Raw genomic sequence first — 25,443 nt, 5'->3', positions numbered from 1 at the left:
CGCAGGGGGCCGTCTGGGGGCCGCGATCCACCGCCGTCGCGCGGCGGCCGTCTGGGGGTCAGGTGTGGTGATCGTGCTCGGCGGCGTCGGCGTCGGCCTTGGTGGCGTGGACGGTGTCCGCCGGGTGCTCCGGCGGGGTGTACAGCGAGTAGAGGGCCAGCGCCTCCGAGCCGGCGTTGATCACGTTGTGCCACACGCCGGCGGGGACGATCACCGCCCAGTCCGCTTGCAGCTCGTGCTCCTCGTCGATGGCGTCCTGCCCGGCACCGAGCTCCACGCGGGCCGTGCCCGACTCCACCCGGATGAACTGGTCGAGGTGGGGGTGCACCTCCCGACCGATCTCCTCGCCGGGAGCCAGCCGCATCACGGTCAGCTGCATGTGCTCGCCGGTGAACAGCACCGTGCGGAACGTGTCGTTGGCGAGCGTGGCCTCTTCGATGTCTCCGACCCAGCCGAGCATGGTCCCTCCCAGGCGTTGATGATCCCTCGGGCGTTGCGCCCCCCCATACCCCGCGACGGTAGACGGGTCGCGGCGTCCGTGCGAGACTGCGGCTCTCGGCAGTGCGCGTCGCCACCGGGTCGGGGACGACACGGTCCCTCCGGCGGTGCGCGACCTCGTCGCGACGACGGACCCTGGGTGCTCACCGCCCGCCCCGGAGAGGCCGCGCGCCCCGCCGCCGCTCCCCCGGCGCCGGGGGTTGCGGTGGGCGAGGTCACGGGCGGGTGACCGCGGCGCGCAGGGCGCCGGCGAGCGCCGGCCCGGCCGCGAGGACGCCGGGCTCCTCGGGTGGGGTAGGCAGACGGCCGAACCGGGCGCCGGCCTCGACGGCGATGAGCGCGCCCGCTGCCCAGTCCCAGCGCGAGGCGATCTCCTCGTAGTAGCCGTCGACCCGGCCCGCGGCGACCGCGCACAGGTCCAGGGCGGCCGATCCGGCCCTCCGGATGTCGCGCACGTTCGGGACGAGGTCCGCCATGACCGCCGCCTGGCGCCGCCGGTGGTCGGCGTCATAGCTGAAGCCCGTGGCGATCAGGGCCGCTTTCAGGGGCACGGGGTCGTTGACGCGCAGCGACACGCCGTTCAGCCGTGCGCCCTCGCCGCGCCGCGCGGTGAAGGTCTCGCCGCGCAGCGGGTCGTGCACGACGCCGACGACGCCCGTCCACTGCCCATCTGTACGGTCTTCGCAGGCCACGCTCACGCACCAGGCAGGAAACCCGTAGAGGTAGTTGACCGTCCCGTCCAGCGGGTCGAGGACCCAGCGCAACCCCGACACCGCCGGGCGGTCGGCCCCCTCCTCACCAAGCAGCCCGTCGTCGGGCCGTTCGGCCAGCAGCGTCTGGACGAGCACCTCCTCGGACGCGCGGTCGGCGTCGCTGACGGGGTCGGTGGCGCTGGACTTCGTGCTGACGCCCGACGCGTCGCCGTAGCGGGTGAGCAGCTCGCGTCCGGCACGCACGGCCGCTCGCTCGGCGAGCTCCAGCAGGTCCTCGGACAGCCCGCTCACCCGCCGATCCCCGGCCGCAGCCAGGAACGCCGTCGGCAGGCCGGGCAGACGGCGAACACCGGGTGGTCGCGCCAGGGCGCCACCAGGAACAGCGGGAGCGCGCTGCGCAACGCGGTGCCCGCATCGACCGGGCTCGTCGCCTCGCAGCGGCTGCAGTGCACGGTGATCGGGGCCCCCCGCCGCTGCCGGTGCGTGAACAGGGCCGCCCGCCCCTGCCGGTCGGCGTCGGGGGCGTCGAGCCGGTCGCCCTGCGGCCGCTCCCGCACGCGGCGCTGCGGCACCTTGATGCGATCCAGCGGGTCGGGCGGTGCGTCGTCGGATCGATCGGTCACTGCGGCACCTCTCCGGCAGCCTCGCGCACGGTCGGGTCGACGGCGAGGCCGGCCAGCTCGCCCGCGATCACCCGGTAGGCCGCCGCCCCGGGGACCCCGCCGGCGTAGGCGAGGATCGACCTGCCGTGCAGCGGCGCCTCGGCGAAGCGCACGCTCTTGCGCACGGGCACCCCGACGATCGGCAGGTCGTAGCGGGTGACGACGTCGGCGAGGATCTCGCGGGCGTGGCGGGTGCGCCCGTCGAACATCGTGGCGATCAGGCCCGCGACCTCGAGCCCGCGGTTGGTGAGCCGCTGCACGTCGGTGATCGTCTCGAGCAGCTGGCTCACGCCGCGGTGCGACAACGTCTCGCACTGCAGCGGGATCAGCACCCGGTCCGCGGCGGTCAGCGCGTTCAGGGTGAGCACCCCGAGCGACGGCGGGCAGTCGATCAGGATCGCGTCGTAGGTGTCGCGCAGGGTGTCGATCTCCGCGCGCAGCACGTATTCGCGGCCGGTGCGGGTCAGCAGCGCGACCTCGGCGCCCGCGAGGTCGATGCTGGCCGGGGCGACGTCCATCTCCGCGTGCGACAGGATGCTCGCGGCCAAGGTGGCGCGGCCGAGCACCACGTCGTGCATGGTCGGGTCGAGCGCGTCGGAGTCGTAGCCCAGGCTGAACGTGAGCGACGCCTGCGCGTCCAGGTCCACGACCAGCACGGCCTGGCCGCGCTCGGCGAGCGCCGCGCCGAGGGACACGGTGGTGGCCGTCTTGGCCACCCCGCCCTTCTGGTTGGCGACGGCGTAGACGGCAGCTGGCACAGGTCCCGGGTCTCCTCGAGGTGGGTGCGTGACAGGCTACCGCCAGACGGCGGGACCGCCGCCCCTGGCCGAGCGGTGACATGCGCCGGTGCGGGCGACGTCTACCGCCGCTCGGCGCTGCCTGCCATGCTCGGTGGCTCCGCGCCGGCGAGCACCGGCGGGGACGCCGCGGGCTCGGTCGTCTCGTCGTCTGCCCCCACGCGGCGAGCGGTGACCCCCATGAGCGCCACCCACAGGGCCACGAGCGTCGCCAGGCCCGTGTAGGCCAGCACCCCCGGCAGGGCCGGCCCGTCGGTCGCCTCGCGCAGGAGCACCTCGGTGTTGCGGACGAACGGCTCGCGACGCTCGGCCACCGCCGGGACGGCCGACGCACCGATCTCGGGGTCCGCGGGCAGGTAGACCGGTGCGGCCATGACCTGCGCGCCCCGCTGCAGGCTGACCATGGTCTTCCAGCTGCCGGTCACGGGCACCGGAGCGGTCGAGCGATACACGCCCGGGGCGACCTCGTCGAGGGGGGTCGTCCCGCTGCCGCCCCCCTGCCAGTAGGCCAGGACGAAGGCGGTGGCGTTGTCCGCGGCGTCGGCGGGGTGCAGGGTGACCTCGACGTCGGCGGTATCGCCCGCAACGTCCAGGCGGATCGTCGCCTCGACCTCGCCGACCAGCCGCGGCGCGGGGTAGGCGAGCACACCCAGCAGCGCCACGCCGGCCGCCACGAGCGCCGCCGCGGGCAGGGGCGCAGCGCGCGGCAGGAACGCCCGCGAGAGCCCGGCACCGAGGACCGCCGCGGCGATCGCCGCGACCGGTCCGAGCAGCAGCGCGCCGACCACGAGCGGCGCCGGCGCGGTGTCCCACCACCCGGTGGCCAGGGCCCACCCGCCTTCGGTGAGCAGGCCGACCGTGCCGACGGCCAGCCCCGCCAGGATGCCCACACGCAGCCGGCGGGCGGTGCCGAGCCGCCAGGCCACCGCCTCGACGAGCAACGCGGACCCGAGGTACAGCGGGAAGCGGGGCACGGTGTGGTCGAGCGCCCCGGCCACCGTCAGGGCGAGCAGCCCCCGCAGCGCCAGGGCGACCAGGGCGACCTTGAGCGCGCCCCACGGGCCGAGCGCGAGCCGGGCGAGGACCAGGGCGAACCCGGCGGCAGCCGCGACCAGCAGGGGCTGGTAGAGCAGCTGGAACTGCGGCACGCCGAAGTCGAACTCCCCCTGGAACGTCGACATGCCCACGAGGACGGTGCCGGCCGTCAGCACGACGATGGCGCGGCCGAGCCGGTTGGGTCGGGCGGATGGCAGGCCCTCGGCGCACATCAGCAGCGCCGCGATGGTGGCCGCCGAGCCCCCGCCGACCAGCTGCAGGTGCGTCGGGCTCCACAGGGTCACGTCGATGCCGTAGGAGCGGTGCCAGAGCTCGTCCAGGGGGAACCCGATCACCGCGCCGGTCCCCAGGGCGAGGAGCAGCACCGCGGAGTAGGGCACCCGCAGGCCCCACAGGTCGAACCCCACGCGGGCGTCGTCGATCGTGGCGAACAGGATCGCGACGAACCCCGCGTACACCAGCCCGCCGAGCCCGACCAGGATCATCACGTGGGACGGGGTGAACAGCACCACGTCGCGACCGAGGTCGATGTGCCAGGCGACGTCCCAGTAGAAGCCGACGACGACGATCAGCAGCATGACCAGGCTCGACAGCACCCCGGCCATCGCCCAGCCCGGGAACCCCGTCAGCCGGCGCAGGCTGTCGGAGACCCGCTCCATGAAGTGGATGACCGCTTCGCGGTTGGTGCTGCGGCCGGTGACCGCCAGGATCGCGGTGACGACCACGTAACCCGTCAACGGGACGGCCAGCCACGCCCACGCCCCGACCCCGTGCGCCACGACGATGCCCATGCCGGCTGTCCCTCCTGCGCTGCGGCATCCGGAAACGATGCCGTGGCCGAGCGGTCAGTGTACTCACGGTAACCCGCCGCGAACAGGGCCATCCGGCGGACCGCCGTCCGGTAGCACAGGGCCCGGACGGCGGTGTCGACCTGCTCGGCTACTCGGTGACGGTGAACGTGCCGTTCATGCTGCTCTTGTGACCGGGGACGGAGCAGTAGTACTCGTACTCGCCGGGTTCGAGCTCGGCGGTGCCGGTCGCGGTCTCGCCACCGGGGGCCTCCACGATGGGCTCGCCGCCGAGGTCGTCGATCGTGACGTCGTGGTCGGCGCTGCCGTCGTTGAGCAGCTCGAAGGTGACGCTGCCCGCCGGGACCTCGCTCGGGGCGTCGGCGAAGAGGATGTCCTCGGCGACGAAGGTGACGGTCTCGCCGCCACCCTCGCCCTCGGCGTCATCGCCGGCGTCCTCGCCGTTCTCGGCGGGCTCCTCGGGACGCTGCGCGGCGCCCACCTGTTCCTCGGGGGTGACGTCGGGCTCCTGGGGGGTGCACGCGGTCCCGGCGACGGCCAACGCGGCCACGAGTCCCAACAACGAGATCCTGATCGACGACATGCGCGTTCGCTCCTTCACTGCGACGTGGTGGGCCGCGCGGGTGCGCAGCTTGTGAAGCCTCTCACAAGCGCCGGCGGGAGGGGGAGCCGACAACGCTGTGGATACCCTCATTCTGCCGCGCGGCGGCGGCAGCCGCAGGTCGCAGGCGCGGGATGCGGCCCCGACGAGCCGGACGACTAGCATGCTGGCGACGTCTCCCGAGAGGACCCCCGACGATGTTCACGCGGCTCCTGGTGGCCAACCGTGGCGAGATCGCCCTGCGGATCCTGCGCGCCTGCCACGAGCTGGGGATCGCCACCGTCGCGGTCTACTCCGACGCCGACCGGGACGCCCCCTGGCTGCGGGCCGCCGACGAGGCGCACCGACTCGGCCCCGCCCCCGCCGCCGAGAGCTACCTCGCGGGTGACCGGATCCTCGCGGTCGCCGCGGACACGGGCGCCGAGGCCGTGCACCCCGGCTACGGCTTCCTCTCCGAGAACGCCGACTTCGCCGCGGCGGTGACCGACGCCGGTCTGGCGTGGGTGGGACCCCCGGCATCGGCCATCGCCCAGATGGGCGACAAGCTGAGCGCCCGCGCGGTCGCCCAGGCCGCCGGTGTGCCGGTCGTGCCCGGCACCGACGAGCCGACCACCGAACCCGCCGAGGTCGCGGCGTTCGCCGACGAGCACGGCCTGCCGGTGGCGATCAAGGCGGCCTTCGGCGGCGGTGGGCGGGGCCTCAAGGTCGTGCACGACCCGGCGGACCTGGCCGACGCGCTCGAGGCCGCGCAGCGCGAGGCGATCGCCTCCTTCGGCCGGGGCGAGGTCTACGTCGAGCGCTACCTGTCCCGCCCCCGCCACATCGAGGCGCAGGTCCTGGCCGACACGCACGGCCGCTGCCTGTTCCTCGGCGAGCGGGACTGCTCCGCGCAGCGCCGTCACCAGAAGCTCATCGAGGAGGCGCCCGCGCCGCACCTGCCCGCCGACGTGCGTGCGGCGCTGGGCACGGCAGCGGTGCGGGTCTCCGAGCAGGTCGGCTACACCGGCGCGGGCACCGTCGAGTTCCTCTACGCCGACGGCGAGTTCTTCTTCCTGGAGATGAACACCCGCCTGCAGGTGGAGCACCCGGTCACCGAGCTGGTCACCGGCCTGGACCTCGTGCACTGGCAGCTGCGGATCGCCGACGGGCAGGCGCTGGACCTCATGCAGGGCGACATCGTCGTGCGGGGCCATGCCATCGAGGCACGCATCAACGCCGAGAACGTCGGTGCGGGCTTCGTGCCGTCCCCGGGGCTCATCACCGCATGGCGCGCCCCGGCCGGGCCGGGCGTGCGCGTCGACGCCGCCGGCGAAGCCGGCTGGACGATCCCGAGCGCGTACGACTCGCTGGTCGCCAAGCTGATCGCCTACGGCGCCGACCGCGAGGACGCGCGCCGCAAGCTGGCTCGGGCGCTCGACGAGTTCGTGGTCGAGGGGGTGCCCACCACCATCGACTTCCACCGCGTGGCCGTCGCCCACCCCGACTTCGTCGCCGGTGCCGTCTCGACGGTGTCCGTGGAGACGGAGTGGGACCTGTCCGCGATCGCTGCCGCGGCACCCGCGGCCCCGGGCCGAGGTGAGCAGTCCCCCACCCGCAAGCTCACCGTCGAGGTCGGCGGCAAGCGCGTCGAGGTCGCCGTGTTCGACCCCGAGGACGCCCCGGACCCCCCCCGGCGGGGGCCTGCCCGCCGCGCGTCATCCGTCCCACGGCCGGCATCCACGGCCACCGCGCCCACGGTGCTGTCCGCACCGATGCAGGGCACGATCGTGAAGACCGCCGCGGAGGCCGGTCAGGCGGTGGCCGCCGGGGACCTCATCGTGGTGCTGGAGGCCATGAAGATGGAGAACCACGTCACGGCCGAGCGTGACGGGGTCCTGGCCGAGCTGCACGTGGCCGCGGGTGACGTCGTCAACACCGGCGACCCGCTCGCCACCATCACGCCCGAGGCCGGGTAGCCCAGCGCCCTGCCGCCCCGCCTCCCGTCGTCGCGGGCCTACTGCGGCATGCGGTGGTCGACCCGCCGGGCCACGCTGGCCAGGAAGGCCCCGACCCTGTCCTCGTCCAACCGCGGGCCACGGTCGTGCCTGGCCCTGAGGGCATCGGCAGTCGGTGGCTCGCCGGTCAGGTCGCTCGGCCGCGGGCCGCGGAGCGGGGTGGCGAGCTGGCGGGCCATCGCCACATCCAGCAGGAACCAGTGCGCGGGGTCGCCCCCGACGCTCACGTGGGTGTCACGGCGGGGACCGGCGTTGACGTTGAGTGTGTACCGCAACGGATAGGTCGGGGCCCGCACGGCGTCAGCCTGGGAGACGACATACTCACGCCTGCCCATGGGCACTCCAGGCCGAGGGCGACGACCTCGTCGGCCAGCCCGTCCCGGCGCGCGCCGTCGGGCGCCTGGTCGACCAGCACCAGCACGTCGATGTCGCTCGTCGCCGGGTGGGCATCACCGGTGGACAGCGACCCGACCAGCGACAGCGCCAGGAGGTCCTCGCCCAGCAGCGCCTCGGTGCGCGCCACGAGCACCCTGACGAAGTCGGCGACAGCGCGGTCCACGCGTTCCTTCCGGGCGTGCATCGACGAGCAGGCTCCATGGCCGTGCCCTCCATGATGGCGCGTCTGTCGCTGTCAGCGCGGGACGACGATCGGCATGGGTGCGCCCTGGCCATCGGGTGTGGTCGCGCGCAGATAGGTCAGCTCCCCATCGACGCCGAAATCGGTCACCGGGTGCACGGTCATGCGCTCGTCGTCCACGTCGACGATGAGGAAGTGGCCTTCGGTGGCCCATGAGCGCGTGCCCGCCTGCTCGAGGCGGTCGGGTCGGCCTTCCCGGAGCTTGCCGGCCTGCTGCCCACGGGCCCACCCGGCCGACTGGTGAGACCGGACACACCCCACAGGTTCGGCCACATGCTGCCGATAGGGAAGATGAACCCCGAGTGGGGCGCTTGCTTTGGCGGACGGCGCACGGATAGGTGCCCGGGTGCCGCGACGTCGGTCTGCACCCCGGCAGCTCGGTGACCGGGTTCGATTCGGTCACGATGGCGGGCGAGCTCCACATCGCCGACGCCGTCGCCGAGCAGGCCAAGACCGACCTGGTGACCGCCTACACCGACGCCGCCGGCCGTCAGCCGGTGACCACGACCGCCACGGAGCTCGGCGGGCAGACGCTCGCACCCGGGGTCTACACGTCCGCGTCGGGGACGTTCGGGATGACGGGCACGCTCACCCTCGACGCCGCCGGCGATGGCAACGCAGTCTTCATCTTCACGATGCCCACGACGCTCGTCACCGCCACGGACAGCCGGGTGAACCTCATCAACGGCGCCGATGCCTGCAATGTCTACTGGCAGGTGGGTAGCTCAGCGACCCTGGGCACGCGCACATCGTTCAAGGGCAACATCCTGGCGTTGACCTCCATCTCCCTCAACACCGGCGCCGTCATCGACGGTCGAGCGATGGCCCGAAACGGTGCGGTCACCATGGACACCAACACCATCACGCGCGCCGCGTGCACGCCGCTCGCGACGCCGACGCCGACGCCCACGCTGACCCCCACGCCCACGCCGACGCCGACAGCCACCCCGGTCCCCACCCCCACCGTCAGCATCCCCGTCAGTGGCAGCCCCACGGTCGACACCCCCACCGGCGGCACCCCCACGGTCGCTACCCCCACCGGCGACACCCCCACGGTCGGCACGCCCACCGGCGACACCCCGACCTCCGGCACCCCCACGGTCGGCACGCCCACCGGCGGCACCCCCACGGTCGGGACGCCCACCGGCGGCACCCCCACCGGCGGCACCCCGCCGACGCGCACGACTCCCCCGACGGGCGGCGTGCCGGCCGGTGGTGGCTCGACGGCTGGGGGCCACCACATCGTCCTTCTCGGCCTCGGATACGGCCTCCTCCTCAGCGCCGGAGCGGTCGTCATCGCCCGTCCGCGTCGTCCCGGTCAGCGCCCCCCGACGTGATCCAGCCGACGAAGGCGGTGGTCGTGCACCGCAGCCGCAAGCTTGCCGTCCTGACGGCTGCGTGTGTCCTGGCGGCCGGCGGCACGACCGCCATCGCGGTGGAGGTCATGCCGACTGGGGCCGCCTCTGCACCGTCCGAATCCGTCGCCCGCGACGACGGGTCTGCGCTTCCCCCGTCCTTCCCGGTCTCCATCGACATCCCGGCCATCGGGGTGCGCTCGCCGCTGCAGCGGGTCGGGCTCACCGACGAGAACATCATGCAGGTGCCAGCGCCGGGACCGCACTACAACGAGGCGGCCTGGTACAAGCACTCGGTCGGCCCAGGCTCCCCTGGCCCCGCCATCATCGTCGGGCACGTCGACTCCGCGGCCCAGGGGCCGTCGGTGTTCTTCGACCTTGCCGACCTCCGGCCGGGTGACGACATCCTGGTCGCGCGCGCCGATGGGCTGACCGCCCGGTTTCGGGTCGACACGGTCGGCCGCTACGCCAAAGCCGACTTCCCGACGTCCCTCGTCTACGGCCACACCGATCGCGCCGAGTTGCGTCTGATCACGTGCGGCGGCGCGTTCGATGGCGCCGCCGGGCACTACCTCGACAACGTGGTCGTCTTCGCCACACTGGTCGGACACCGGTAGGACGCCGACGAACCGCTGCAGGAAGGCCCACTACGGAAGGGTCGGGGTCAGCTGGCGCCTTCCTCCTGCTGTGCCGCCGCCTCGTTCGACAGGCACGACGGGCACACGGGCGTGATGCCCGGGATGAGGGCATGGCGGGCAGGGCCGACGTAGGTCAGGGCACCGGTCAGCCCGCAGGACGTCTCGCCCTGCCACACCGCACCGGGTACCGCCCCGCTGCCCATGGCGGCCAGGTGGCGGCTGGCCGGATCGCTCTCGTGCGCGACCAGGGCGCGCTGGACGAACGGCATGGTCTGTCCTCCTCGAGGGGGCCCAGTGTCGCACATGGATACACGGGATCCCTGCTCTCCCGTGCTCCTCTGGAGGTCGCCTCGCCCGCCGAGACCGTGGGTCACCGGATGGCGCTCCCTACATCCCAGGGATCGGCTGGGCCTCGTGAACCTCGATCTCACAGCCGCCTGGCATGTGCAGGTGCGGGTGGGCCTTGGCGAGGTCGAGCGCCGTCTCCATGCTGTCGGTCTCGATGATGGTGTAGCCCACGACGTCGCGTTCGCTCGGCGCGGTCGTGCCGTCGGCAGCAACGCGTGAGCCGCCCGCCAGCGGTGTCCCGAAATCGACCATTCCACTACCGACAGCGGCTGCCCAGTCGTTCCAGGCACCCATGACTGCTTCCATCTGCTCAGGCGTCGGCGGTGCAGCCTCCGCGGGGGTACCGGGGGCGTGATAGACGAACACGAACTTCGACATGAGCTGCTCCTCCTCGAGTGATCTGATGCGGATCTGGCTGGTGTCCGGTGACAGGCGATGGACACCGATGGGGTCAAGCGAGATGCGTGATACTGGCCAGGCACCCGACCCAGCCGTCTTCGTGCTGCTCCGCAGACTCCTGTGAGTCGAGCCTGGTGTGCGAGATCCTCACCTTCGTGCCGTCGCGGACCTCGCTGAGCATCACCTCGACGAGCGACTCCTCTTCTGAGTCCTCCCATGACCACGTGAAGACCAGCCGTCGGGGTTCGTCGACCTCGACGAACTGGCCTGAGACCGCTCGAACGGAGCCGTCCTTCCCGATCATCTCGAACCGATACGCACCGCTCGGTCGCGGGTCGATGCTCGCGATCGTTGGTTCGAACTCAGTGATCGACGGGCGCAACCAACGTGCAGCGTGCTCCTCATCCGTCCAGAGTGTCCACATGGTGGGCCGATCGATGGAGAACACCCGCTCGACCTCGGCATGGAAGTTCACGTCGCCTGCCCGTCCGGATCCGTACCCGGTCCGTCTTCGCGATCGAGCTCTGTGATGTAGGCGTCGAGGGCGCCCAGCTGGTGCTGCCAGAAGGCCCGGGCCTGCTCGATCCACTGCTGCGCAGCGCTGAGGCCTCGTGGGTCGAGGACGAGGTGTCGTTGTCTGCCGTGACCTTCGCGCGCCACCAACCCAGACTTCTCGAGCGCCGCCGCGTGCTTGTTCAGCAGCTGAGGCGACATCTGATGTTCGGACGCCACGACATGCATGCGCGGCGCTGATGGTCTCGCGGCGAGATACTGCACGATCGCCCGCCGAGAGGGATGGGCGAGGGCCGCGAACACGGCGTCGAGGTCCGGCGCGTCATCGTGCTCGCGCTCCGCCCTTGAGTAAACCATACGGTTTATTCTAGTCCAGACCCGCACCCACGCGCAATGCACGCCTCGCTGTCGCAGCGATGACGCGGAACAGCCCTCATGCCTGCTGCGAAGCAGTGGTTCACCATCCAGTGGACGATGCGGTCCGGCACGGCGCTGGAGCTCGTGTTGAGGGCGCGCAGTCGATAGCGGCCATGGTTCACCAGTTGATCGAGGCGTCTGAGGGGACGTTGCAGATCCACTTGCACGATGTCCTTGCCAACGACGAGCACACGGTCGCGCTGCAGGTGACAACAGCCCAACGCGCACGGCGCAGTCTCCGAGACAACGTCGTGTACGTGTATCACCTGCGGGACGGCAGGATCGTTGAGGCCTGGTTTACCGGCGATCCTCGGGTGCAAGACGAGTTCTGGGCTTGACCCCCCGGCTGTTGGCACCTTTAACCTCGATCTTGGTCGCGGTATCTGCCCGGTACCAGCTGGCCGTCGAACACCGTCTAACAAACATCCCTCGAGACCGTCATCGAGTGCGGACTATGCCGGGTAGGGCCGAGACGAACCACCCCTGTGATGCGCAGCCAGGGGCCGACAGATCGAAGCTCCACCGGAAGCCGTCTTCGCGCAGATCATCGACATCGAAGGCTTGCCGTCGTGGAACCAGAAGATCACGGAGGTGGTGAAGCGGCCCGAGCCCTTGGCGGAAGGCGCCGCGTGGACCGTGCGCGTCAAGGCCTCCGGGGCGAAGTGGAACAGCAACTCCGAGGCGCTCGAGCTCGATCGAACGCAGTACCGGTTCGTCCATCGTTCGAAGCGTGAGGGCAACAACCCCTCGTACGCGCTGTGGACCTGGACCGTGCACCCTACCGGGGCCGGCTCCCAGGTGACGGTCACGTGCGAACCACATCTCAAGACCCTCCTGCTCAAGCATGTCTTGCTCCCGATGCGCAAGGGGCCCCTGCGCAAGGAGATGCGAGCATCCCTGGAAAGCTGGCCGAGCTGGTGCCCGCATAGCAGGTGTCGCGATCCTCGGCTCAACACTAGGGTTTCCCTGTCCTGAACCTCGGGGCCCCCTACCGGGCTGTCGGACCGCTTCGGGCTGCTGACCGGTGGGGTGGGGGGCGCCGGCACGTCAACGGACGCTGGAGGCGTCGCTGGAGTGGAGCTACGACCTGCTCAACGACGTGCAGCGGGTGGCGTTGGCGCGGCTGTCGGTGTTCGCCGGGTCATTCGAGTTCGACGCCGTCGAGGCGGTGGTGGGCGGCGACGGGATCGACCGTGCCGACGTGCTCGATCTGGTCGCTGGGCTGGTCGAGCAGTCGATGGTGCAGGTCGCCCGGCGTCACGGGCGGGCCCGCTACCGGTTGTTGTTGGAGACGGTCCGGGCGGTCACGGGCGCGCTTCCAGGACCATGAACGTCGGGGTCTGGGCGGCCCGGCGGAACCGGGTGAAGCCGGCGTCTGCGACCAGGTCTTGCAGTCTCGCCTCGCCAGCCTGGGCACCGAGCGCGTCGTCGGCGCCCTGGTCCAGCGCGCTGGGAGTGCACACGAACGTCGATACGGAGAAGAACGTGCGGGCTCGCACGCTTTGGACGAGCTCGTCGTCGGTGCGGGGCTCGGTGAACATCCACGTCCACTCGGGTGTGAGCGCGTGGCGGATGTGGCGTGCGGCCCGGACGGGATCACCCCATTCGTGCAGCGCGTTGAACACGCAGATGAGGTCGTAGCCGCCGCCGAACTCCTCGGCGCCGGCGACGTCGAACGTCACCCGGTCGCTGACCCCGGCCTCGACGGCTGCCTTGCGAGCTGCCTCAATCGAGCCCGCGTGGTAGTCGAAGCCGGCGAACGTCGAGGCGGGATAGGCCTCCGCCAGCAGGATCAGCGGCGCGCCGTAGCCGCAACCGACCTCGGCGACCCGGCCGCCCGCCACGAGCTTGCCCTCCATACCGTCAAGCGACGGGATCCAGTTGCTCACCAGGTTGGCGCGGTAGACCGGCTCGAAGAGGCGCCGGGTCCCGGCGAACAGGTCCGGGTGGTGCTCATCCCAGCCGATCCCCCCGCCGGTCGTAAAGGCCGTTCGCACGCGCTTGGTGTCCTTGTGGATCGAGCTGGCCGCGAGCGCCCCGCCCGCGACGAAGGTCAGGCTGGAGGGATCCGCCAGACAAGCGGCCTGCTCCGGGGTGAGCCAGTACCGCCCGTCGTCGTGCTCGCAGTAGCCGCTGGCGACCTGGGCGCCCAGCCATTCGCGCACCAGCCTCGGCTGACAGTCGGTCGCCGCGGCCAGCTCGTCAGCGGGTCTGCGCGCCACCGTCCGCCAGCGCCCGGTACAAACCCAGCTGGTCACCGACCACGACCGTCGCGGCGTGCATGGTGGCAGCCTGGTCGGCGGCGTAGCTAGGGCAGTGCCCACACACCGACGAGCCCTCGGCGGTTCATCGTGGGTCTATCGTGAGCGCATGGGTGATCGGTTTGTGGGGCGAGCGGACGCGTTGGAGGGGCTGTCCTCGTTCGTGGAAGCGCTGTCGCCGGGGGCTCCTGGGCTGGTGCTGGTGTCGGGTGAGGCTGGGATCGGCAAGACGCGACTCATCCGCGAGCTGGTCTCGCGGCTGTCGGAAGCCGACACGAACGTGCTCAGTGGCGCCTGCGTCGATCTGAGGTCCGGCCGGGTCCCGTTTGCGCCACTGACTAAGGCTCTTGGAGGCGCACCGCCTCGGTCGGTCGCGGATGCGTTGGACGCCCTGAGCGGCGCCACGGAGTTGCCGCGCGGTCAGATGTTCAACCTGCTGCGGGAGACGGTTGACCGGCTCACCCAGCGCAGCAGGACCGTGCTGGTGGTTGAGGACCTGCACTGGGCCGAGGAGGCCACGCTGGACGCACTGGTGTTCCTGCTTGCCACGGCCACTCGGGGGACCTGGACTGTGGTCGGTACGTACCGGGGCGAGGAGATCTCCGACCGTCCAGCGTTGACCGCCATGCTCGAACGCGTTGCCAGTCATCGCCCGGCCAGACGAATTACGCTGGATCGTCTGTCGGTCAGCGAGGTGGAAGAGCTGGTGCGTGCGCTCACGGGTCGCCCCGCAGGTCCGCTGAAAGGTCGGGAGATCGCGGGCCGCAGTGACGGCATTCCCCTGGTCGTCGAGGAGCTCGTGGCTGCGGAGGACGCCGGAAGGGTTGGCGTTCCACCCCACCTGCGCGACCTGTACCTGTCCCGCGTGGATGCACTGTCTGCGGCAGCAGCGGCCATCGTCAGGGCTGCTGCGGTTGCGGGCTCACCGATCCTCGGCGACACGGTGGTCACCGCCTCAGGGGTCGCACAGGAGGGAGTCACCGCCGCGGTCGAGGAGGCGGTTGCCGCAGGCTGCCTTGTCACGGACGGCAGCGAGTACGGGTTCCGCCACGAGCTCCTGCGCGAAGCGGTGTACGAGTCGCTGGTGCCTTCGCGTCGCCGCGCACTCCACGAGGCTCTGGCGAGAAGGCTGGCACAAACGGGCGGCGCCAACGCCGCGACCGTGGCTCGCCACTGGCTCGAGGGGGGCCACCTGTCGGAAGCGGCAGCCTGCTCGATCACGGCCGCCGAGGAAGCTGCGCGGTTGCACGCCCCCGGAGTGGCCCACACCCACCTTGAGCGTGTCCTCGAGTTGTGGGATGAGCTGCCCGCGTGCGAGCGCAGGAGGGCGGGAGGTCGGGGCCAGGTGCTCGCCCGTGCCGCCGAAGCCGCATTCCAGGCGTCAGCGTTCGAACGTGCCCGTGAGCTGGCGTCCGCGGCGGTCACCGAAGCGGCCGACGACCCAGGAGCTCTCCCGGGTCGTCTCGAACGGCTCGCCCGCTTCCAGTTCGTCGCCGGCAGGGGTGAAGATGCCGAAGCGATCTACGAGCAGTCGCTGGCCGCCATGACCGACGACACTCCTGTCGACACGCGGGTCCAGGTGCTCGCCGGCCTCGTCTGGCGACTCGGGGCTACTGGTCGGAGTGAGGACGCACGACCACTGGTCGAGGAGGCCGTCGCGCTTGCCGACAGCAGCGGCGATCCGCTGCATCGCTGTCGGGCGACGTTGTCGGCCTCGTGGGTGACCGATGATGCGCCCACCGCAGCGCGGGAGGCCCGTGACCTTGCTGTGCAGGTGGGCGCTGACGACGAGATGGCTCGGGCATACCTGCGACTGGTCGATGCACTGCGGGAACGAGGGTTCCTCGAGGAGGCGGCCTCCGAGGCTCACGACGGCGCCCTGGCTTGCCGCGACCGCAACATCGAGACCTACCGGGTGTTCTTGACCGGCTGGGAGCTCGGCAGCCTGGTGGACCTTGGGCGCTGGCAGGAGGCCTCCCGTCGACTCTGCGGACTTCCACACGAGGTCAGGGACATGGCCCACGCATACGGCCTGATGCACGGGGCGCGGCTCGGGGCCGCAACCGGAGATGGTGACCTGGTGGAGCAGGTCCACGACGCCGTTCGCGGCTTCATCGGCTCGACGCCGGTCCAGACCGCGCCCCTGCTGGTTGCCTCGGCCGGGCGGGCCGAACACCTGTTGTGGCAGGCACGGCCCACGGCCGCCCTGGAGGTGGTCGGGCCTGCGCTTGCCATGCCCCACTTCCCGGCCAACTACCCGCACCTGCTCGCCTGCCTCACGGCGCTGGGAATCCGAGCCCACACCGACATCGCCCGCGGCGCCCGCACGGCCTCCCGCCCGGGCCAGGCGGACGAGCACGTCGAAGCTGCGGCCAGCCTCGCCCGGGATCTGCCCACGTCGGAGGACCCCAGTGCTGCGGCATGGTCGGTGACCGCCCACGCCGAATTGGCCCGGGCCCGAAACCGGCGTGTCGACGACCTGTGGGGGGACGCGATCCAGGCGTGGTCCGCGCTGTCGAACCTGTACCAGGCCGCGTACTGCCACTGGCGCGTCGCCGAGACCGCCCTGTCGGAACGAACCGGCCGCGCTGCGGCTCGCCACCACCTCACGACGGCCTGGGAGGCAGCCATCGGCCTCGGCGCCAAACCCCTGGCAGATGCCACGGCGGCCCTGGCGGGTCGAACCCGCATCACCCTTGGCGGCGTGGAGGCGTCGGACCCGGCGGAGCAGAGCGCACGCCACCTTGGGATCACCACTCGCGAGCGGGAGGTACTCGACCTGGTCGCCAGGGGCCGGACCAACCGCGAGATCGCCGAGATCCTGATGGTGGGCACCCGCACCGTCGACACGCACGTGAGCAGACTGTTGGCCAAGCTGGGCGCGTCACGGCGTACCGAGGCGGCCGACATCGCCCGACGTCACGGACTTGTTGAGTAGTCGCGTAGGCCAAGTTCGGTAGAACCACGGACGTATCCCAGACTCCCTGCCTGTACACCTTGTGTTGACGACAACCAAGGAGAGCGTCATGAGCGAGGTACGTACCCTGAGTCAGGGATCCACCAGCGACCTGGCGGCCCTGAGGGCCTGGGCGGCCAAGTGGATCGAAAGCGCGCCGGCGAACGAGACCGGGGCCCTGTCCTGGGAGATGTTCATCGATGAGCGAGCCGGCAAGGTCACCTTCATCGAGACCTGGGCGAGTCCGGAGGATTTCGGGAAGCACTTCCAGCATCTGACGAGCAGCGGCCAGCTGGAAACCCTTCTGCAGGTCTACAAGCTCGAGCAGATCACCTTCCTTACTCCCGTGACGGAGGAGCTCCAGCCGATCGTCGACCAGCTCCAAGCACTCACCATGGACAAGGCTGCCGAATACGCCAGCTGACCCACCGGAGGACCTCATGGCCAGACCGGCACATCCCCGCGCTGACGTGGAGGCGGACATCACGGCCCGGCGGGCCACCCAAGGCATCTTCGCTGGCGTGGTCCTGGCCACCTGCGGTGTGTTCGCCGCGGTGACGATGGCGCCGGTGGTGGCGCACGGCATCACCGGTTCGGCATTCCTCGCAGGCACGCCCATCGCCGCGGCGCTCGCGGGCGCCGGAATCGGCGCCTCCCGAGTGACAGCGCTCATCAGCCGCTACGGACACCAGAAGGCCTTCGCCGCCGTGTACCTGCTCGGGGCTGGCGCGTGCGTGCTCACTGCGGTGGCGGTCGCCACCGCCAGCTTCGCTCTGCTGATCCTTGGCCTTGCGGGAATCGGCATGGGACACGCCGCCAACCAACTGGCTCGCTACGCCGCGGCCGAGCTGCACGCCGAGCAGCGCCGCCCAACCGTCATCGGGTGGATGGTGTGGGCACAGGCCATCGGGGCGGTGCTGGGACCGCTGTCATTGAGCCCGGCGGGGCGTGTCTCAACGGCGTTGACGTTCCCGGCGGAGGCAGGTGGATTCCTGGTCGGCGCGGTGTTGTTCGCCCTCGCTGCCGCCTCGCACGCGCGTGCACCGCGTTACCGCGCAGCCGAACAGCCAAGCCCCCACGCGACCGCCCTGCCTGCCCCGGCCATCTCGTCCTGGAGACTTCCAACGGTGCAGATCGCGGTGGTGACGATGGCCGCCGCATTCGGTGTGATGTTCATGGTCATGACCGTGACGCCGGTCCACGTGCACAGCGCCGGCCACGGTGTAGCCGGCGTCGGGGCGATCATGAGCGCCCATACCTTCGGCATGTTCGCGCTGGCCCCGCTGGCCGGTTGGTTGACCGGACGCTTCGGCAGTCTCCAGGTCATCGTCGCCGGGCTGGCAACTCTTCTGTTCGCGGCCCTCGCCGGAGCTGCAGCACCGGCAGGATCCCAGCCCTTGCTGGCGACGGCGCTGTTCGTCCTGGGTTTCGGATGGTGTCTCGCCTTCGTTGCCGCCAGCGCCCTGCTGAGCCGGGGACTCGTCCCGGCCGTCCGTGTTCGCCTGCAAGGACGGGTCGAGGCGATCACATGGATATCCGGGGCAGGCGCGGCGTTGAGCTCCGGTCTGCTGCTCGGCCTCATTGGCTTCTCCGGCGTGAACCTCCTCGCCTGCGGCATCCTCACTGTGCCCTTCGCGGTCATCGTTGTGCAGCGCCGGGTTGTGGCGCAGTACCGGTTCGACCACCACTGAAGTCGCCAGCGGTCGGTCGCCGTCCCGCGACAGCACCATGTCCGGGGACCATCCGAGAAGGGCTCGGGGCCCGGCGTCAGACGGCGAGGCAGCGCGGTGCCCGCCGGATGTCGGGGTGCGGTCTGCCGGCAGTTCGAGATCGCCGAGTCCACGTGGGCGCTAGGCGGTCATCGAGCTGGAAGACCGGTTCGGGGTGTCGGAACGCCGTGCGTGCCGGGTGGTTGGCCAGCACCGCTGGACCCACGACTCGCCCCACCCGAGCCCGACGAGGTCGAGCAGCAGCTCCGCGAGTGGCTGCGTCGACCGTCCCTGACGCAGCCGGCCAGCGCCTCGCCGACGGCGACAGGCAGGGGAAGGCCCTCGGCTCGTCGGCCCTTGCCCCGCACCACCAGCTCACCGGCGCGCCAGTCGATGTCGGCCAGATCCAAGGCGGCCACCTCCCCGGCGCGCAGCCCGAGCCGGGACAGCACGACGAGCACGGCGCAGTCGCGCCGGCCGAAGGTCGTCCGCCGGTCGCAGCTGGCCAGCAGGCGGGCCACCTCGCCAAGATCGAACGTGACCGGCACCCCGACCAGGTGCCAGCCCGCGACCTTGGGCACCACCGTCTCCCAACTGGATTTCGGTGTGGTCGGCGACGCAAAGGTAACGCAGCAACGACCGCAGCCCGCACACGATGTACTTGGCCGAGCCGACCGAGCGCGACGCGCACTCAGCCGAGACGAACCCGGTCACCTCCGAGGCGTCCAGACGCTCCAGATGCAGCTGCCCATCGGCGGCGCGCGCCGCGAAGAACAGCCTCGCCACATGCAGACAGCCGGCGATGGTGCCCGCCGCCAGGCCACGCTCCCCACCGGATAGGCCCGGTAGTCCTCAAGGCACAGCAGGCACGCGACTTCAACCTTCACCTCATCCCCGAGTTCGAGCCCAGCCCCACCGACGAGCTGCATCGTGTAGTTCGTGATAGGAAGCCCAACGGTGCCGCCCCAAACCCGCGGAGCCGCGGCTCTCCGACGTCGATCGCCCCGCTTGCGACGAGCGCCGTTCGCGACCACGTGATGCTCGCTGCTCGCTAGCAAGATCCGATAGCGGCATGGCACTCAGCGGTTGCCAACAGGATTCCCGGTATCCCGGCTCCCCGATGGTTGCCGCATCCGCCAGCCACGGCCCGCACGGGGGTTACCCGGCGGTAGATGGGGTGGGAGCGACAGATATGTCCCAGGGCCCCCATCTACCGGGCGGTAACCAGAGGGGCGGGCCAGAAGATCCGCGAGATCCTCACAGGTCACGGAGCATGGCGTCGGCTTCCGACTCGCTCTTGCCTTCGTCGATGAGTCGCTGCCGCAGGAAGACCCGCAGCTCCTCCTCACTGGGTTCGCGGTCCCCGAAGTGCTCGTGGACCGCCCCGGCCACGTCGAGCAACGCGTCGTGAAGCGCCTGGGGGTCCAGGGTCTCGTCCCGCCTGCCGCCGCCTTCGTTCTCCATGCCATCTCCCGACCCCGATTGCGGATTGTCGATGATGCCATAGACGACGGGGACGCGGCCCTTGACACCCCCTCGCCGACGCCACACGACGGGACATCCTGTCGCGGGCCATGGGCGGGGATCTCGGCGTCTCGGAGCTCGCGGGCCTCTACCCGATGAGCTTCGCCGCGGTGCAGAAGCACGTGGCCGTGCTGGAGCAGGCCGGGCTGGTGCGCAAGCGCCCCGACGGCCGCCGGCGCGTGGTGACCACCGACATGGACGGGCTCGCCAACGCCCGCGCCGTGCTCGACCACTACGAGCAGCTCTGGCGCGCCCGCGTGGACCGTATGCACGACCTGCTCGACGACGACCGCTGATCCCGATACCTCGACACCCCCGACCAGGAGCGCAGCCATGAGCACCGTCGACATCACCAAGGACCTCCAGAAGGCGACCCTGGTCGTAACCAGCGTGTTCGCCGCCTCACCCGATCGCGTGTGGCGGCTGTGGGCCGACCCACGCCAGCTCGAGCGCTGGTGGGGCCCCGACCCCTACCCGGCCACCGTCGTGGACCACGACCTGCGCACCGGCGGCCACGTCAGCTACTACATGACCGGACCAGGGGGCGACCAGCACAAGGGCTACTGGCGCATCATGGAGGTCGAGTCGCCCCGCCGCCTCGTCTTCGAGGACGGCTTCGCCGACGACGCCGGTGAACCCAAAGACGACCTGCCCGTCAGCCGAGCCGAGGTCACGATCGAGTCGGTCGACGACGTGCACACGCGCATGACGATCACCTCGGTCTACGACACGTCCGCGGACCTCGAGCAGGTCCTGGCCATGGGCATGGAGGAGGGCATCCGCACCGCGGTCGGACAGATCGACGACCTGCTGGCCGAGGGCTGAGCTTCAGCGGTGCTCGGCTGACTGGCGCCCCATGAGCAACCGCGCGGCCTCCTGCACGCTGCCGGCCATCGAGGGGTAGATGGTGAAGGCGTGGGCCAGCTGGCTCACGGTCAGCCGGTTCTGCACCGCCACGGCCAGCGGGGTGATGAGGTCGCTCGCGCGCTCGGCGACGACCGACCCGCCGAGGATGGTGCCCGACCCCTTCATGGCGTGCACCTTGACGAAGCCGGCGGTGCGCTCGTTCATCTTGGCGCGGGGATTGCCGGCGAAGCCGAGGGTGACCGAGTCGATCGGGATCCGGCGCTCGGCAGCCGCGGGTTGGTCGATGCCCACGCTGGCCACCTCGGGCGCGGTGAAGATCGTGGCCGCGATCGCGTCGCGGTCCAGGGGGGCCACGGCCCGGCCGAGGGCGTGCCACATGGCGTTGCGGCCCTGCATGGCCGCGACGCTTGCGAGCATGATCCCGCCGGTGACGTCACCGGCGGCATAGATGGTCGGCACGTTGGTGCGGCTGACGCCGTCCACGGGGATCGCGCCGGTGTCGCCCACCGCGACCCCGGCAGCTTCGAGACCAAGCTGTCCGGAGGCGGGGACCTGGCCGATGCAGAACAGCGCGTGGGTGCCCTCGACCCACTCCCCGTCCTGCGCGGTCCCCCCGACCCGGACCCGCACCCCGGTGGCGGAGCGCTCCAGGTCGACCGCTCGGCGTTGGCGGTGGATGACCATCCCCCACCGTTCGAAGCTGCCCTCGATGACCGCGGCGGCGTCGGGGTCCTCGCCGGGCAGCACGCGCTCACGGCTTGAGATGAGGTGCACCTCGCTCCCGAACCGAGCGAACGCCTGCGCGTACTCCGCGCCGGTCGCACCGGACCCGACCACCACCAGGCGCTCGGGCAGCTCCCTCAAGTCGTAGAGCTCCCGCGAGGTGAACACCCGCTCCCCGTCGGGATGGGAGAACGCCAGCAGCCGTGGCTGGCTGCCGGTGGCGATCAGCACCACGTCGGCGCGCAGCCGGTGCGTCGTGCCGTCGGCCTGCTCGACCTCGACCGCGTCCCGTCCGGCCAGGCGCCCCAGGCCCTCGACGACCGCCACGCCGGCGTCGGCGACCTTGCGGCCGATGTCGGCGGACTGGCTCTCCGACAGGCCCCGCACGCGCTCCAGCACCGCGACCATGTCCACGGACACCCCCGTGGCCACGTCGGCGCCGCTGTCCAGGCGCACCCCCAGCCGATGAGCGGTCTGCATCCAGCCCATCGACTCGGCGGAGACGATCAAGGCCTTGGAGGGCACGCAGTCCCACAGCACGCTGTTGCCGCCGAGCCCTTCGCGGGACACGATCGTGACGTCGGCCCCCGCCTCGGCGGCCACCAGGGCCGCCTCGTAGCCGCCCGGGCCGCCGCCGATGATCACGATGCGCATGGGGGCAACCTATCCCCCGCGTGCCGTCGGTCAACCTGTGGGGATGTCCTCGGCCGTGGCGACGTCGCCGCGGGCGAGTCGCGCCACGCCCAGCAGGCTCAGCTCGGCGACGACCTCGAGCAGGCGCACCGCCGCGGCCAGCAGGAGCGCGGGACCACCGCCGATGACAGGTGTCAGCGCGACGGCGATGAGCCCCTCGCGCACCCCGAGGCCCCCCGGCGCGAACACCGCCACGGTGCCGGCGAGGCTGCCGAGGGCGTAGGTGCCCACCGCGGTCAGCGCGGAGGTGGAGAGGTCGCCCCCCACCGCGGCGAACAGGGTGAGGAATGCTGCGTGGCGCAAGGCGGTGTTGGAGCCGTAGCGCACCACGAACCGCCACATCGTCGCCCGGTCCAGGTCGACGCGCCCGGCGACCCCGGCGAGCCTGCCGCCCGTCACGCGGTCCACGAACGAGCGGCGCACGACCGCGTCGGCCGCCCGCAGCATCGCCTGCGGGTGCGCCACCGCCGCGACGATGCCGACCACGGGCAGCGCGGCGACGCCGGCCACCCACCGGGCGTCACCGGCGGTGGGTAGCCACCAGGGGATGGTGGCCACCACGATCGTGGAGGTCACCATGAACATCCAGGCCAGCTCCAGCACCGTGGACAGCACACCGGCCGTCGCGGGCACGCCGTACCGGCGCGCCACCACCGCACGGCTGCCGACCTGCGCGAGCGTCACGGTGTAGCGGGAGATCTGCGACACCGACCACACCCACAGGGCGGTGCGAAACCGCAACCGCGTGCCGGCCACGGCTACGATCGCCGACCAGTTCCACGCGAGCAGCGCGTTGGCCGCGACGTAGATGAGCACCGCGGCGACGGACGGGACGACGCCCGGCAGCCCGCCGGCGTCCCCCACTGCCGCCCGCCGCTCCCACAGCACCGAGCCCGCGACCGCGAGGAGCGCCGCCAAGAGCACCCAGCCGGCCACCCGCAGCAACCACACTCGTCGACTTCGGCGTGGACGGTCCGCCGCCGCGGGCGGAGTCACGAGTGCCGGGAGCGGCGCGGCAGCACGAACGGCGCGTCCAGGAGGTACTCCAGCGGGCCGCGCCTGACCACCGCGAGCCACGCCATGGACGCCAGGGTCGCCGCGACCAGGAACACCGCGACGCGCAGCCCCGCGCCGGCGACGTCCGCGCCGCGCACCAACTCCGGGTCAGCGGCCATCAGCAGGATGTGGGCCACGTAGACGGTGAAGGCGAACTGGCCGAGCGCGACCAGCGGGCGTACCAGCCGGGGAGCCCACTGCCCCACGACCAGACACACCGCCAGCGTCGCCACCGCTGCCGACGCGGCCTGCCACAGCCACACGAACGACTGGCTGTGGGGCTCGGGGTCGATGGCCAGCACCCACCACTGCGGCGCCGGCTCGGGCGTCACCGCGACGAGCACCGCGCCCGCCCACAGCATCGCCAGCGCGCCGACCACGCCGACGGCCAGCACGCGCGCCTGCAGCCTCAGGTCGGTCAGGTCAAGGCGGCCGAGCCACATGCCCAGCAGCAGCGTCCCCACCCCCGCCACCAGCGGGTACACCCCGCCCACCACGAGGCCGGTGACGATCCGTCCGGGCCGGTCGGTCAGCGCCGGCGCCACGCCGGTGATCACGTCGGGGGCCAGCATCCCGACGACCACGAACACGGCCGGGCCGGCCACGAAGGCAGCGGCAGACGCCGCCAGCAACCGTCGGTCCGACCACGCGAGGACGGCCGCGGCGAGGAGGAGCAGCAGCGCGAGGTCGGCCAGGATCACGGACACGCCGTGGTCGAGCACCTGCAGGCCGAGCCCCAGGGGGAGCAACACGGCAGCACGCCACACCAGCCGCAGGCGGGTACGCCGTCGCGTCGGGGATCGGCCGCGATCCTGCAGGGAGACACCGACGCCGAGCACGAGCACGAACAGCAGCGACACGCGGCCCAGGGGGCCGTCCGGCAGGGCGGCGGCCTGCCCGCCCGACCCCGCCGGATCGGTGAGGGTGAAGTGCACCATCACCATGCCGGCGATCGCGACGGCGCGGGCCACGTCCACGCCGAGGATGCGCCCGGACCGGGGGGTCTGCGGGGTGCCGGGGTCCTCTTCGCGGGGCCGGGCCGCGGAGGATGTCGCCCTCACGGCTGTCCCGCTGCCCCGCCGGTCCCCTCGAGGCGGTCGGCGCCGCCGGCACCCCCGCCCTCGAGCACGCGACGGTAGGTCGCCCCCGGACGCGTGTGCACGCGGTGCAGCCCACGGCGCAGGGGCACCTCCCAACCGCGGGCGGTGATGGCCCGGCGGAGCCGCTGGCGACCGTCCTCGATCGCCGTCACCCCCCGGGCGCGCAGGCCCGCCGCCAGCGGGACGACCACCGTGGACAGGGTGTAGGTGCCGGTCGCCCAGACCTCCTTGTTGCCGCGCGACCCCTTGCCCATGTGGTAGGAGGTGATCCCCAGCGCGGCGAGCTCGGGCATCAGTAGCTGCATGTGCAGGTCACCGACGCTGGCGGTGCCGAACGCCCGGTCGATGGCCGGCATGTAGCCGACGAAGCGGGTCCCGACGGCGTATCCGGTGCGGAAGCTGACCGGCCGATCCCCCACGCACAAGGCGCTGACCAGCAGGTCCCGGCCCGCGAAGCGGCGCCACACGTCACGCAGGTACGCCCCGTCCAGCACGTTGGCATCGTACGCGCCGTGGTGGCGAGCCCGCGAGCACAGCATCGCGAAGAAGCGGCCGAACATCGCGTCGGCGTCGGCGGCGTCGACCCAGCGCACGGTGACCTCTCCGCCCTCGGCGAGCTTGCGCCGGTCGTGGCGCAGACGCTTGCGCCGCTTGGTGCTGAGCGTGTCGTGCCAGTAGGCCTCCGGGTCCGTCCCGAACTCCGCGGACGCGCACTCGTAGCGCAGGTACGTCCGGGCGCGCGCGTCGAGCACGACCGCCTGGTCGGGCACCCCGCCCTCGTCGGTGACGTCGTGGAGGATCAGCGCGGCCACCCCCCGGGGCGGCACCGGAGGGTCCAGCGGCGGGCTCGTCGGGTCGGGGAAGACGCCCGGGAAGTCGCTGCCTCCTGCCGTGCGCAGCACGCTGCCGTCGCGCACCAGCGGCACCCCCCAGGACCGGTACGGGGTCAGGGGCAGCCCCCGCTGGGCGCTCCAGTGCGCAGCCACCGCGTCCCCAGGGAACGCGGGGTGACGGTCGACCGGCGCCGTCACGGCCGCTCCCGACGGCTGCGCTGCTCGGGGAACATGGCCACGACCCTACCGCTGCGCCCCCGTTCGCCCCGATCGCCGCGGCCGGC

Annotated in this window: 30 protein-coding genes; 10 read left to right on the top strand and 20 right to left on the bottom strand. The window is 71.8% G+C overall.

Annotation, left to right across the window (positions count from 1 at the left end; genetic code table 11):
• Nucleotides 1–58: 58 nt before the first annotated feature.
• From WD250_16140 to WD250_16115, 6 genes are all read right to left on the bottom strand, one after another.
• Nucleotides 59–460: a cupin domain-containing protein gene (locus tag WD250_16140; GenBank protein MEX2621747.1), complete on the bottom strand. Its 402-nt coding sequence runs from the start codon at nt 458–460 to the stop codon at nt 59–61.
• A gap of 253 nt (nt 461–713) precedes the next feature.
• The gene (locus WD250_16135; GenBank protein MEX2621746.1) at nt 714–1,502 is read right to left on the bottom strand and encodes an inositol monophosphatase family protein; all 789 of its coding nucleotides are present in this window, start codon (nt 1,500–1,502) and stop codon (nt 714–716) included.
• Nucleotides 1,499–1,834, bottom strand: a complete 336-nt coding sequence (locus tag WD250_16130; protein ID MEX2621745.1) for a hypothetical protein — start codon at nt 1,832–1,834, stop codon at nt 1,499–1,501. Before WD250_16130 ends, WD250_16135 begins: the two co-directional genes overlap by 4 nt.
• Nucleotides 1,831–2,631, bottom strand: a complete 801-nt coding sequence (locus WD250_16125) for an AAA family ATPase (protein ID MEX2621744.1) — start codon at nt 2,629–2,631, stop codon at nt 1,831–1,833. The genes WD250_16130 and WD250_16125 overlap by 4 nt, the downstream gene beginning before the upstream one ends.
• 101 nt (nt 2,632–2,732) lie before the next feature.
• Nucleotides 2,733–4,517, bottom strand: a complete 1,785-nt coding sequence (locus WD250_16120) for a hypothetical protein (protein ID MEX2621743.1) — start codon at nt 4,515–4,517, stop codon at nt 2,733–2,735.
• A 148-nt stretch (nt 4,518–4,665) separates the two neighbouring features.
• Entirely contained in the window at nt 4,666–5,118 is a 453-nt protein-coding gene (locus WD250_16115) for a cupredoxin domain-containing protein (GenBank protein ID MEX2621742.1), read from the bottom strand.
• 215 nt (nt 5,119–5,333) lie between these two features.
• Between WD250_16115 and WD250_16110 the strand changes: the two genes are divergently transcribed.
• Nucleotides 5,334–7,091 (top strand): acetyl-CoA carboxylase biotin carboxylase subunit, encoded by a 1,758-nt coding sequence (locus WD250_16110; protein ID MEX2621741.1) that lies wholly within the window; start codon nt 5,334–5,336, stop codon nt 7,089–7,091.
• A gap of 38 nt (nt 7,092–7,129) precedes the next feature.
• Here WD250_16110 and WD250_16105 read toward each other — a convergent pair whose 3' ends face one another.
• From WD250_16105 to WD250_16095, 3 genes are read right to left on the bottom strand one after another with little or no spacing between them, the layout of a single operon-like run.
• A complete protein-coding gene (locus WD250_16105) occupies nt 7,130–7,357 on the bottom strand; it encodes a hypothetical protein (GenBank protein ID MEX2621740.1) in 228 nt (75 codons plus the stop codon).
• Nucleotides 7,354–7,710: a nucleotidyltransferase domain-containing protein gene (locus tag WD250_16100; protein MEX2621739.1), complete on the bottom strand. Its 357-nt coding sequence runs from the start codon at nt 7,708–7,710 to the stop codon at nt 7,354–7,356. The genes WD250_16105 and WD250_16100 overlap by 4 nt, the downstream gene beginning before the upstream one ends.
• A 51-nt stretch (nt 7,711–7,761) precedes the next feature.
• On the bottom strand, nt 7,762–8,040 hold the full coding sequence (locus WD250_16095) for a hypothetical protein (protein ID MEX2621738.1): 279 nt from the start codon (nt 8,038–8,040) through the stop codon (nt 7,762–7,764).
• Nucleotides 8,041–8,105: 65 nt separating this feature from the next.
• Between WD250_16095 and WD250_16090 the strand changes: the two genes are divergently transcribed.
• Nucleotides 8,106–9,104 (top strand): ice-binding family protein, encoded by a 999-nt coding sequence (locus tag WD250_16090; protein MEX2621737.1) that lies wholly within the window; start codon nt 8,106–8,108, stop codon nt 9,102–9,104.
• Entirely contained in the window at nt 9,101–9,739 is a 639-nt protein-coding gene (locus tag WD250_16085; protein ID MEX2621736.1) for a class F sortase, read from the top strand. The genes WD250_16090 and WD250_16085 overlap by 4 nt, the downstream gene beginning before the upstream one ends.
• A gap of 47 nt (nt 9,740–9,786) precedes the next feature.
• On the opposite strand, the gene WD250_16080 is transcribed toward WD250_16085, so the two are convergent.
• From WD250_16080 to WD250_16065, 4 genes are all read right to left on the bottom strand, one after another.
• The gene (locus WD250_16080; GenBank protein ID MEX2621735.1) at nt 9,787–10,029 is read right to left on the bottom strand and encodes a hypothetical protein; all 243 of its coding nucleotides are present in this window, start codon (nt 10,027–10,029) and stop codon (nt 9,787–9,789) included.
• Between the two features lie 118 nt (nt 10,030–10,147).
• Nucleotides 10,148–10,486, bottom strand: coding sequence for a hypothetical protein (locus WD250_16075; GenBank protein MEX2621734.1), 339 nt, complete (start codon nt 10,484–10,486; stop codon nt 10,148–10,150).
• A 73-nt stretch (nt 10,487–10,559) separates the two neighbouring features.
• The gene (locus WD250_16070) at nt 10,560–10,982 is read right to left on the bottom strand and encodes an SRPBCC domain-containing protein (protein ID MEX2621733.1); all 423 of its coding nucleotides are present in this window, start codon (nt 10,980–10,982) and stop codon (nt 10,560–10,562) included.
• Nucleotides 10,979–11,404: a winged helix-turn-helix domain-containing protein gene (locus WD250_16065; protein ID MEX2621732.1), complete on the bottom strand. Its 426-nt coding sequence runs from the start codon at nt 11,402–11,404 to the stop codon at nt 10,979–10,981. Before WD250_16065 ends, WD250_16070 begins: the two co-directional genes overlap by 4 nt.
• Nucleotides 11,405–11,436: 32 nt before the next feature.
• Between WD250_16065 and WD250_16060 the strand changes: the two genes are divergently transcribed.
• The gene (locus WD250_16060; GenBank protein ID MEX2621731.1) at nt 11,437–11,775 is read left to right on the top strand and encodes a nuclear transport factor 2 family protein; all 339 of its coding nucleotides are present in this window, start codon (nt 11,437–11,439) and stop codon (nt 11,773–11,775) included.
• 686 nt (nt 11,776–12,461) lie between these two features.
• Entirely contained in the window at nt 12,462–12,767 is a 306-nt protein-coding gene (locus WD250_16055; GenBank protein MEX2621730.1) for a hypothetical protein, read from the top strand.
• Here WD250_16055 and WD250_16050 read toward each other — a convergent pair.
• On the bottom strand, nt 12,742–13,659 hold the full coding sequence (locus WD250_16050) for a class I SAM-dependent methyltransferase (GenBank protein ID MEX2621729.1): 918 nt from the start codon (nt 13,657–13,659) through the stop codon (nt 12,742–12,744). The genes WD250_16055 and WD250_16050 overlap by 26 nt on opposite strands.
• Nucleotides 13,660–13,807: 148 nt before the next feature.
• Between WD250_16050 and WD250_16045 the strand changes: the two genes are divergently transcribed.
• The 3 genes from WD250_16045 to WD250_16035 all read left to right on the top strand — a co-directional run bounded on the left by WD250_16045 (nt 13,808) and on the right by WD250_16035 (nt 18,345).
• Nucleotides 13,808–16,636: an AAA family ATPase gene (locus WD250_16045; GenBank protein MEX2621728.1), complete on the top strand. Its 2,829-nt coding sequence runs from the start codon at nt 13,808–13,810 to the stop codon at nt 16,634–16,636.
• Between the two features lie 88 nt (nt 16,637–16,724).
• Nucleotides 16,725–17,078 (top strand): hypothetical protein, encoded by a 354-nt coding sequence (locus WD250_16040; GenBank protein ID MEX2621727.1) that lies wholly within the window; start codon nt 16,725–16,727, stop codon nt 17,076–17,078.
• A gap of 16 nt (nt 17,079–17,094) precedes the next feature.
• The gene (locus WD250_16035) at nt 17,095–18,345 is read left to right on the top strand and encodes an MFS transporter (GenBank protein ID MEX2621726.1); all 1,251 of its coding nucleotides are present in this window, start codon (nt 17,095–17,097) and stop codon (nt 18,343–18,345) included.
• Nucleotides 18,346–18,512: 167 nt separating this feature from the next.
• On the opposite strand, the gene WD250_16030 is transcribed toward WD250_16035, so the two are convergent.
• Together WD250_16030 and WD250_16025 are read right to left on the bottom strand one after the other, a co-directional pair.
• Complete coding sequence (locus WD250_16030; protein MEX2621725.1) at nt 18,513–18,944, bottom strand: tyrosine-type recombinase/integrase; 432 nt, start codon at nt 18,942–18,944, stop codon at nt 18,513–18,515.
• Nucleotides 18,945–19,620: 676 nt separating this feature from the next.
• Nucleotides 19,621–19,827 (bottom strand): hypothetical protein, encoded by a 207-nt coding sequence (locus WD250_16025; protein ID MEX2621724.1) that lies wholly within the window; start codon nt 19,825–19,827, stop codon nt 19,621–19,623.
• A 110-nt stretch (nt 19,828–19,937) separates the two neighbouring features.
• On the opposite strand from WD250_16025, the gene WD250_16020 reads away from it, so the two are divergent.
• Both WD250_16020 and WD250_16015 read left to right on the top strand, forming a co-directional pair.
• Nucleotides 19,938–20,183: a helix-turn-helix domain-containing protein gene (locus WD250_16020; GenBank protein ID MEX2621723.1), complete on the top strand. Its 246-nt coding sequence runs from the start codon at nt 19,938–19,940 to the stop codon at nt 20,181–20,183.
• Between the two features lie 37 nt (nt 20,184–20,220).
• On the top strand, nt 20,221–20,712 hold the full coding sequence (locus WD250_16015) for an SRPBCC domain-containing protein (protein MEX2621722.1): 492 nt from the start codon (nt 20,221–20,223) through the stop codon (nt 20,710–20,712).
• Nucleotides 20,713–20,715: 3 nt separating this feature from the next.
• Here WD250_16015 and WD250_16010 read toward each other — a convergent pair whose 3' ends face one another.
• The 4 genes from WD250_16010 to WD250_15995 are packed head-to-tail and all read right to left on the bottom strand — an operon-like array spanning nt 20,716 to nt 25,357.
• Nucleotides 20,716–22,131, bottom strand: coding sequence for an NAD(P)H-quinone dehydrogenase (locus tag WD250_16010; protein MEX2621721.1), 1,416 nt, complete (start codon nt 22,129–22,131; stop codon nt 20,716–20,718).
• Nucleotides 22,132–22,161: 30 nt separating this feature from the next.
• Complete coding sequence (locus tag WD250_16005) at nt 22,162–23,106, bottom strand: lysylphosphatidylglycerol synthase domain-containing protein (protein ID MEX2621720.1); 945 nt, start codon at nt 23,104–23,106, stop codon at nt 22,162–22,164.
• Between the two features lie 56 nt (nt 23,107–23,162).
• A complete protein-coding gene (locus WD250_16000) occupies nt 23,163–24,287 on the bottom strand; it encodes a DUF418 domain-containing protein (protein MEX2621719.1) in 1,125 nt (374 codons plus the stop codon).
• Entirely contained in the window at nt 24,284–25,357 is a 1,074-nt protein-coding gene (locus WD250_15995) for a GNAT family N-acetyltransferase (GenBank protein MEX2621718.1), read from the bottom strand. Before WD250_15995 ends, WD250_16000 begins: the two co-directional genes overlap by 4 nt.
• Between the last annotated feature and the right edge of the window lie 86 nt (nt 25,358–25,443).

The sequence above is a fragment of the Egibacteraceae bacterium genome, assembly GCA_040905805.1.
Classification (GTDB): domain Bacteria; phylum Actinomycetota; class Nitriliruptoria; order Euzebyales; family Egibacteraceae; genus DATLGH01.
Note: the sequence above shows the minus strand (reverse complement) of the source record. Positions and strands in the feature narration are given on the sequence as shown.

Coding starts and splice junctions, on each gene's coding strand:
- WD250_16015 (MEX2621722.1), top strand. CDS start 20,221: ATGAGCACCGTCGACATCACCAAGGACCTCCAGAAGGCGACCCTGGTC.
- WD250_16100 (MEX2621739.1), bottom strand. CDS start 7,710: ATGCACGCCCGGAAGGAACGCGTGGACCGCGCTGTCGCCGACTTCGTC.
- WD250_16115 (MEX2621742.1), bottom strand. CDS start 5,118: ATGTCGTCGATCAGGATCTCGTTGTTGGGACTCGTGGCCGCGTTGGCC.
- WD250_16040 (MEX2621727.1), top strand. CDS start 16,725: ATGAGCGAGGTACGTACCCTGAGTCAGGGATCCACCAGCGACCTGGCG.
- WD250_16045 (MEX2621728.1), top strand. CDS start 13,808: ATGGGTGATCGGTTTGTGGGGCGAGCGGACGCGTTGGAGGGGCTGTCC.
- WD250_16080 (MEX2621735.1), bottom strand. CDS start 10,029: ATGCCGTTCGTCCAGCGCGCCCTGGTCGCGCACGAGAGCGATCCGGCC.
- WD250_16110 (MEX2621741.1), top strand. CDS start 5,334: ATGTTCACGCGGCTCCTGGTGGCCAACCGTGGCGAGATCGCCCTGCGG.
- WD250_16075 (MEX2621734.1), bottom strand. CDS start 10,486: ATGTCGAAGTTCGTGTTCGTCTATCACGCCCCCGGTACCCCCGCGGAG.
- WD250_16120 (MEX2621743.1), bottom strand. CDS start 4,517: ATGGGCATCGTCGTGGCGCACGGGGTCGGGGCGTGGGCGTGGCTGGCC.
- WD250_16035 (MEX2621726.1), top strand. CDS start 17,095: ATGGCCAGACCGGCACATCCCCGCGCTGACGTGGAGGCGGACATCACG.
- WD250_16025 (MEX2621724.1), bottom strand. CDS start 19,827: ATGGAGAACGAAGGCGGCGGCAGGCGGGACGAGACCCTGGACCCCCAG.
- WD250_16020 (MEX2621723.1), top strand. CDS start 19,938: ATGGGCGGGGATCTCGGCGTCTCGGAGCTCGCGGGCCTCTACCCGATG.
- WD250_16140 (MEX2621747.1), bottom strand. CDS start 460: ATGCTCGGCTGGGTCGGAGACATCGAAGAGGCCACGCTCGCCAACGAC.
- WD250_16010 (MEX2621721.1), bottom strand. CDS start 22,131: ATGCGCATCGTGATCATCGGCGGCGGCCCGGGCGGCTACGAGGCGGCC.
- WD250_16060 (MEX2621731.1), top strand. CDS start 11,437: ATGACGCGGAACAGCCCTCATGCCTGCTGCGAAGCAGTGGTTCACCAT.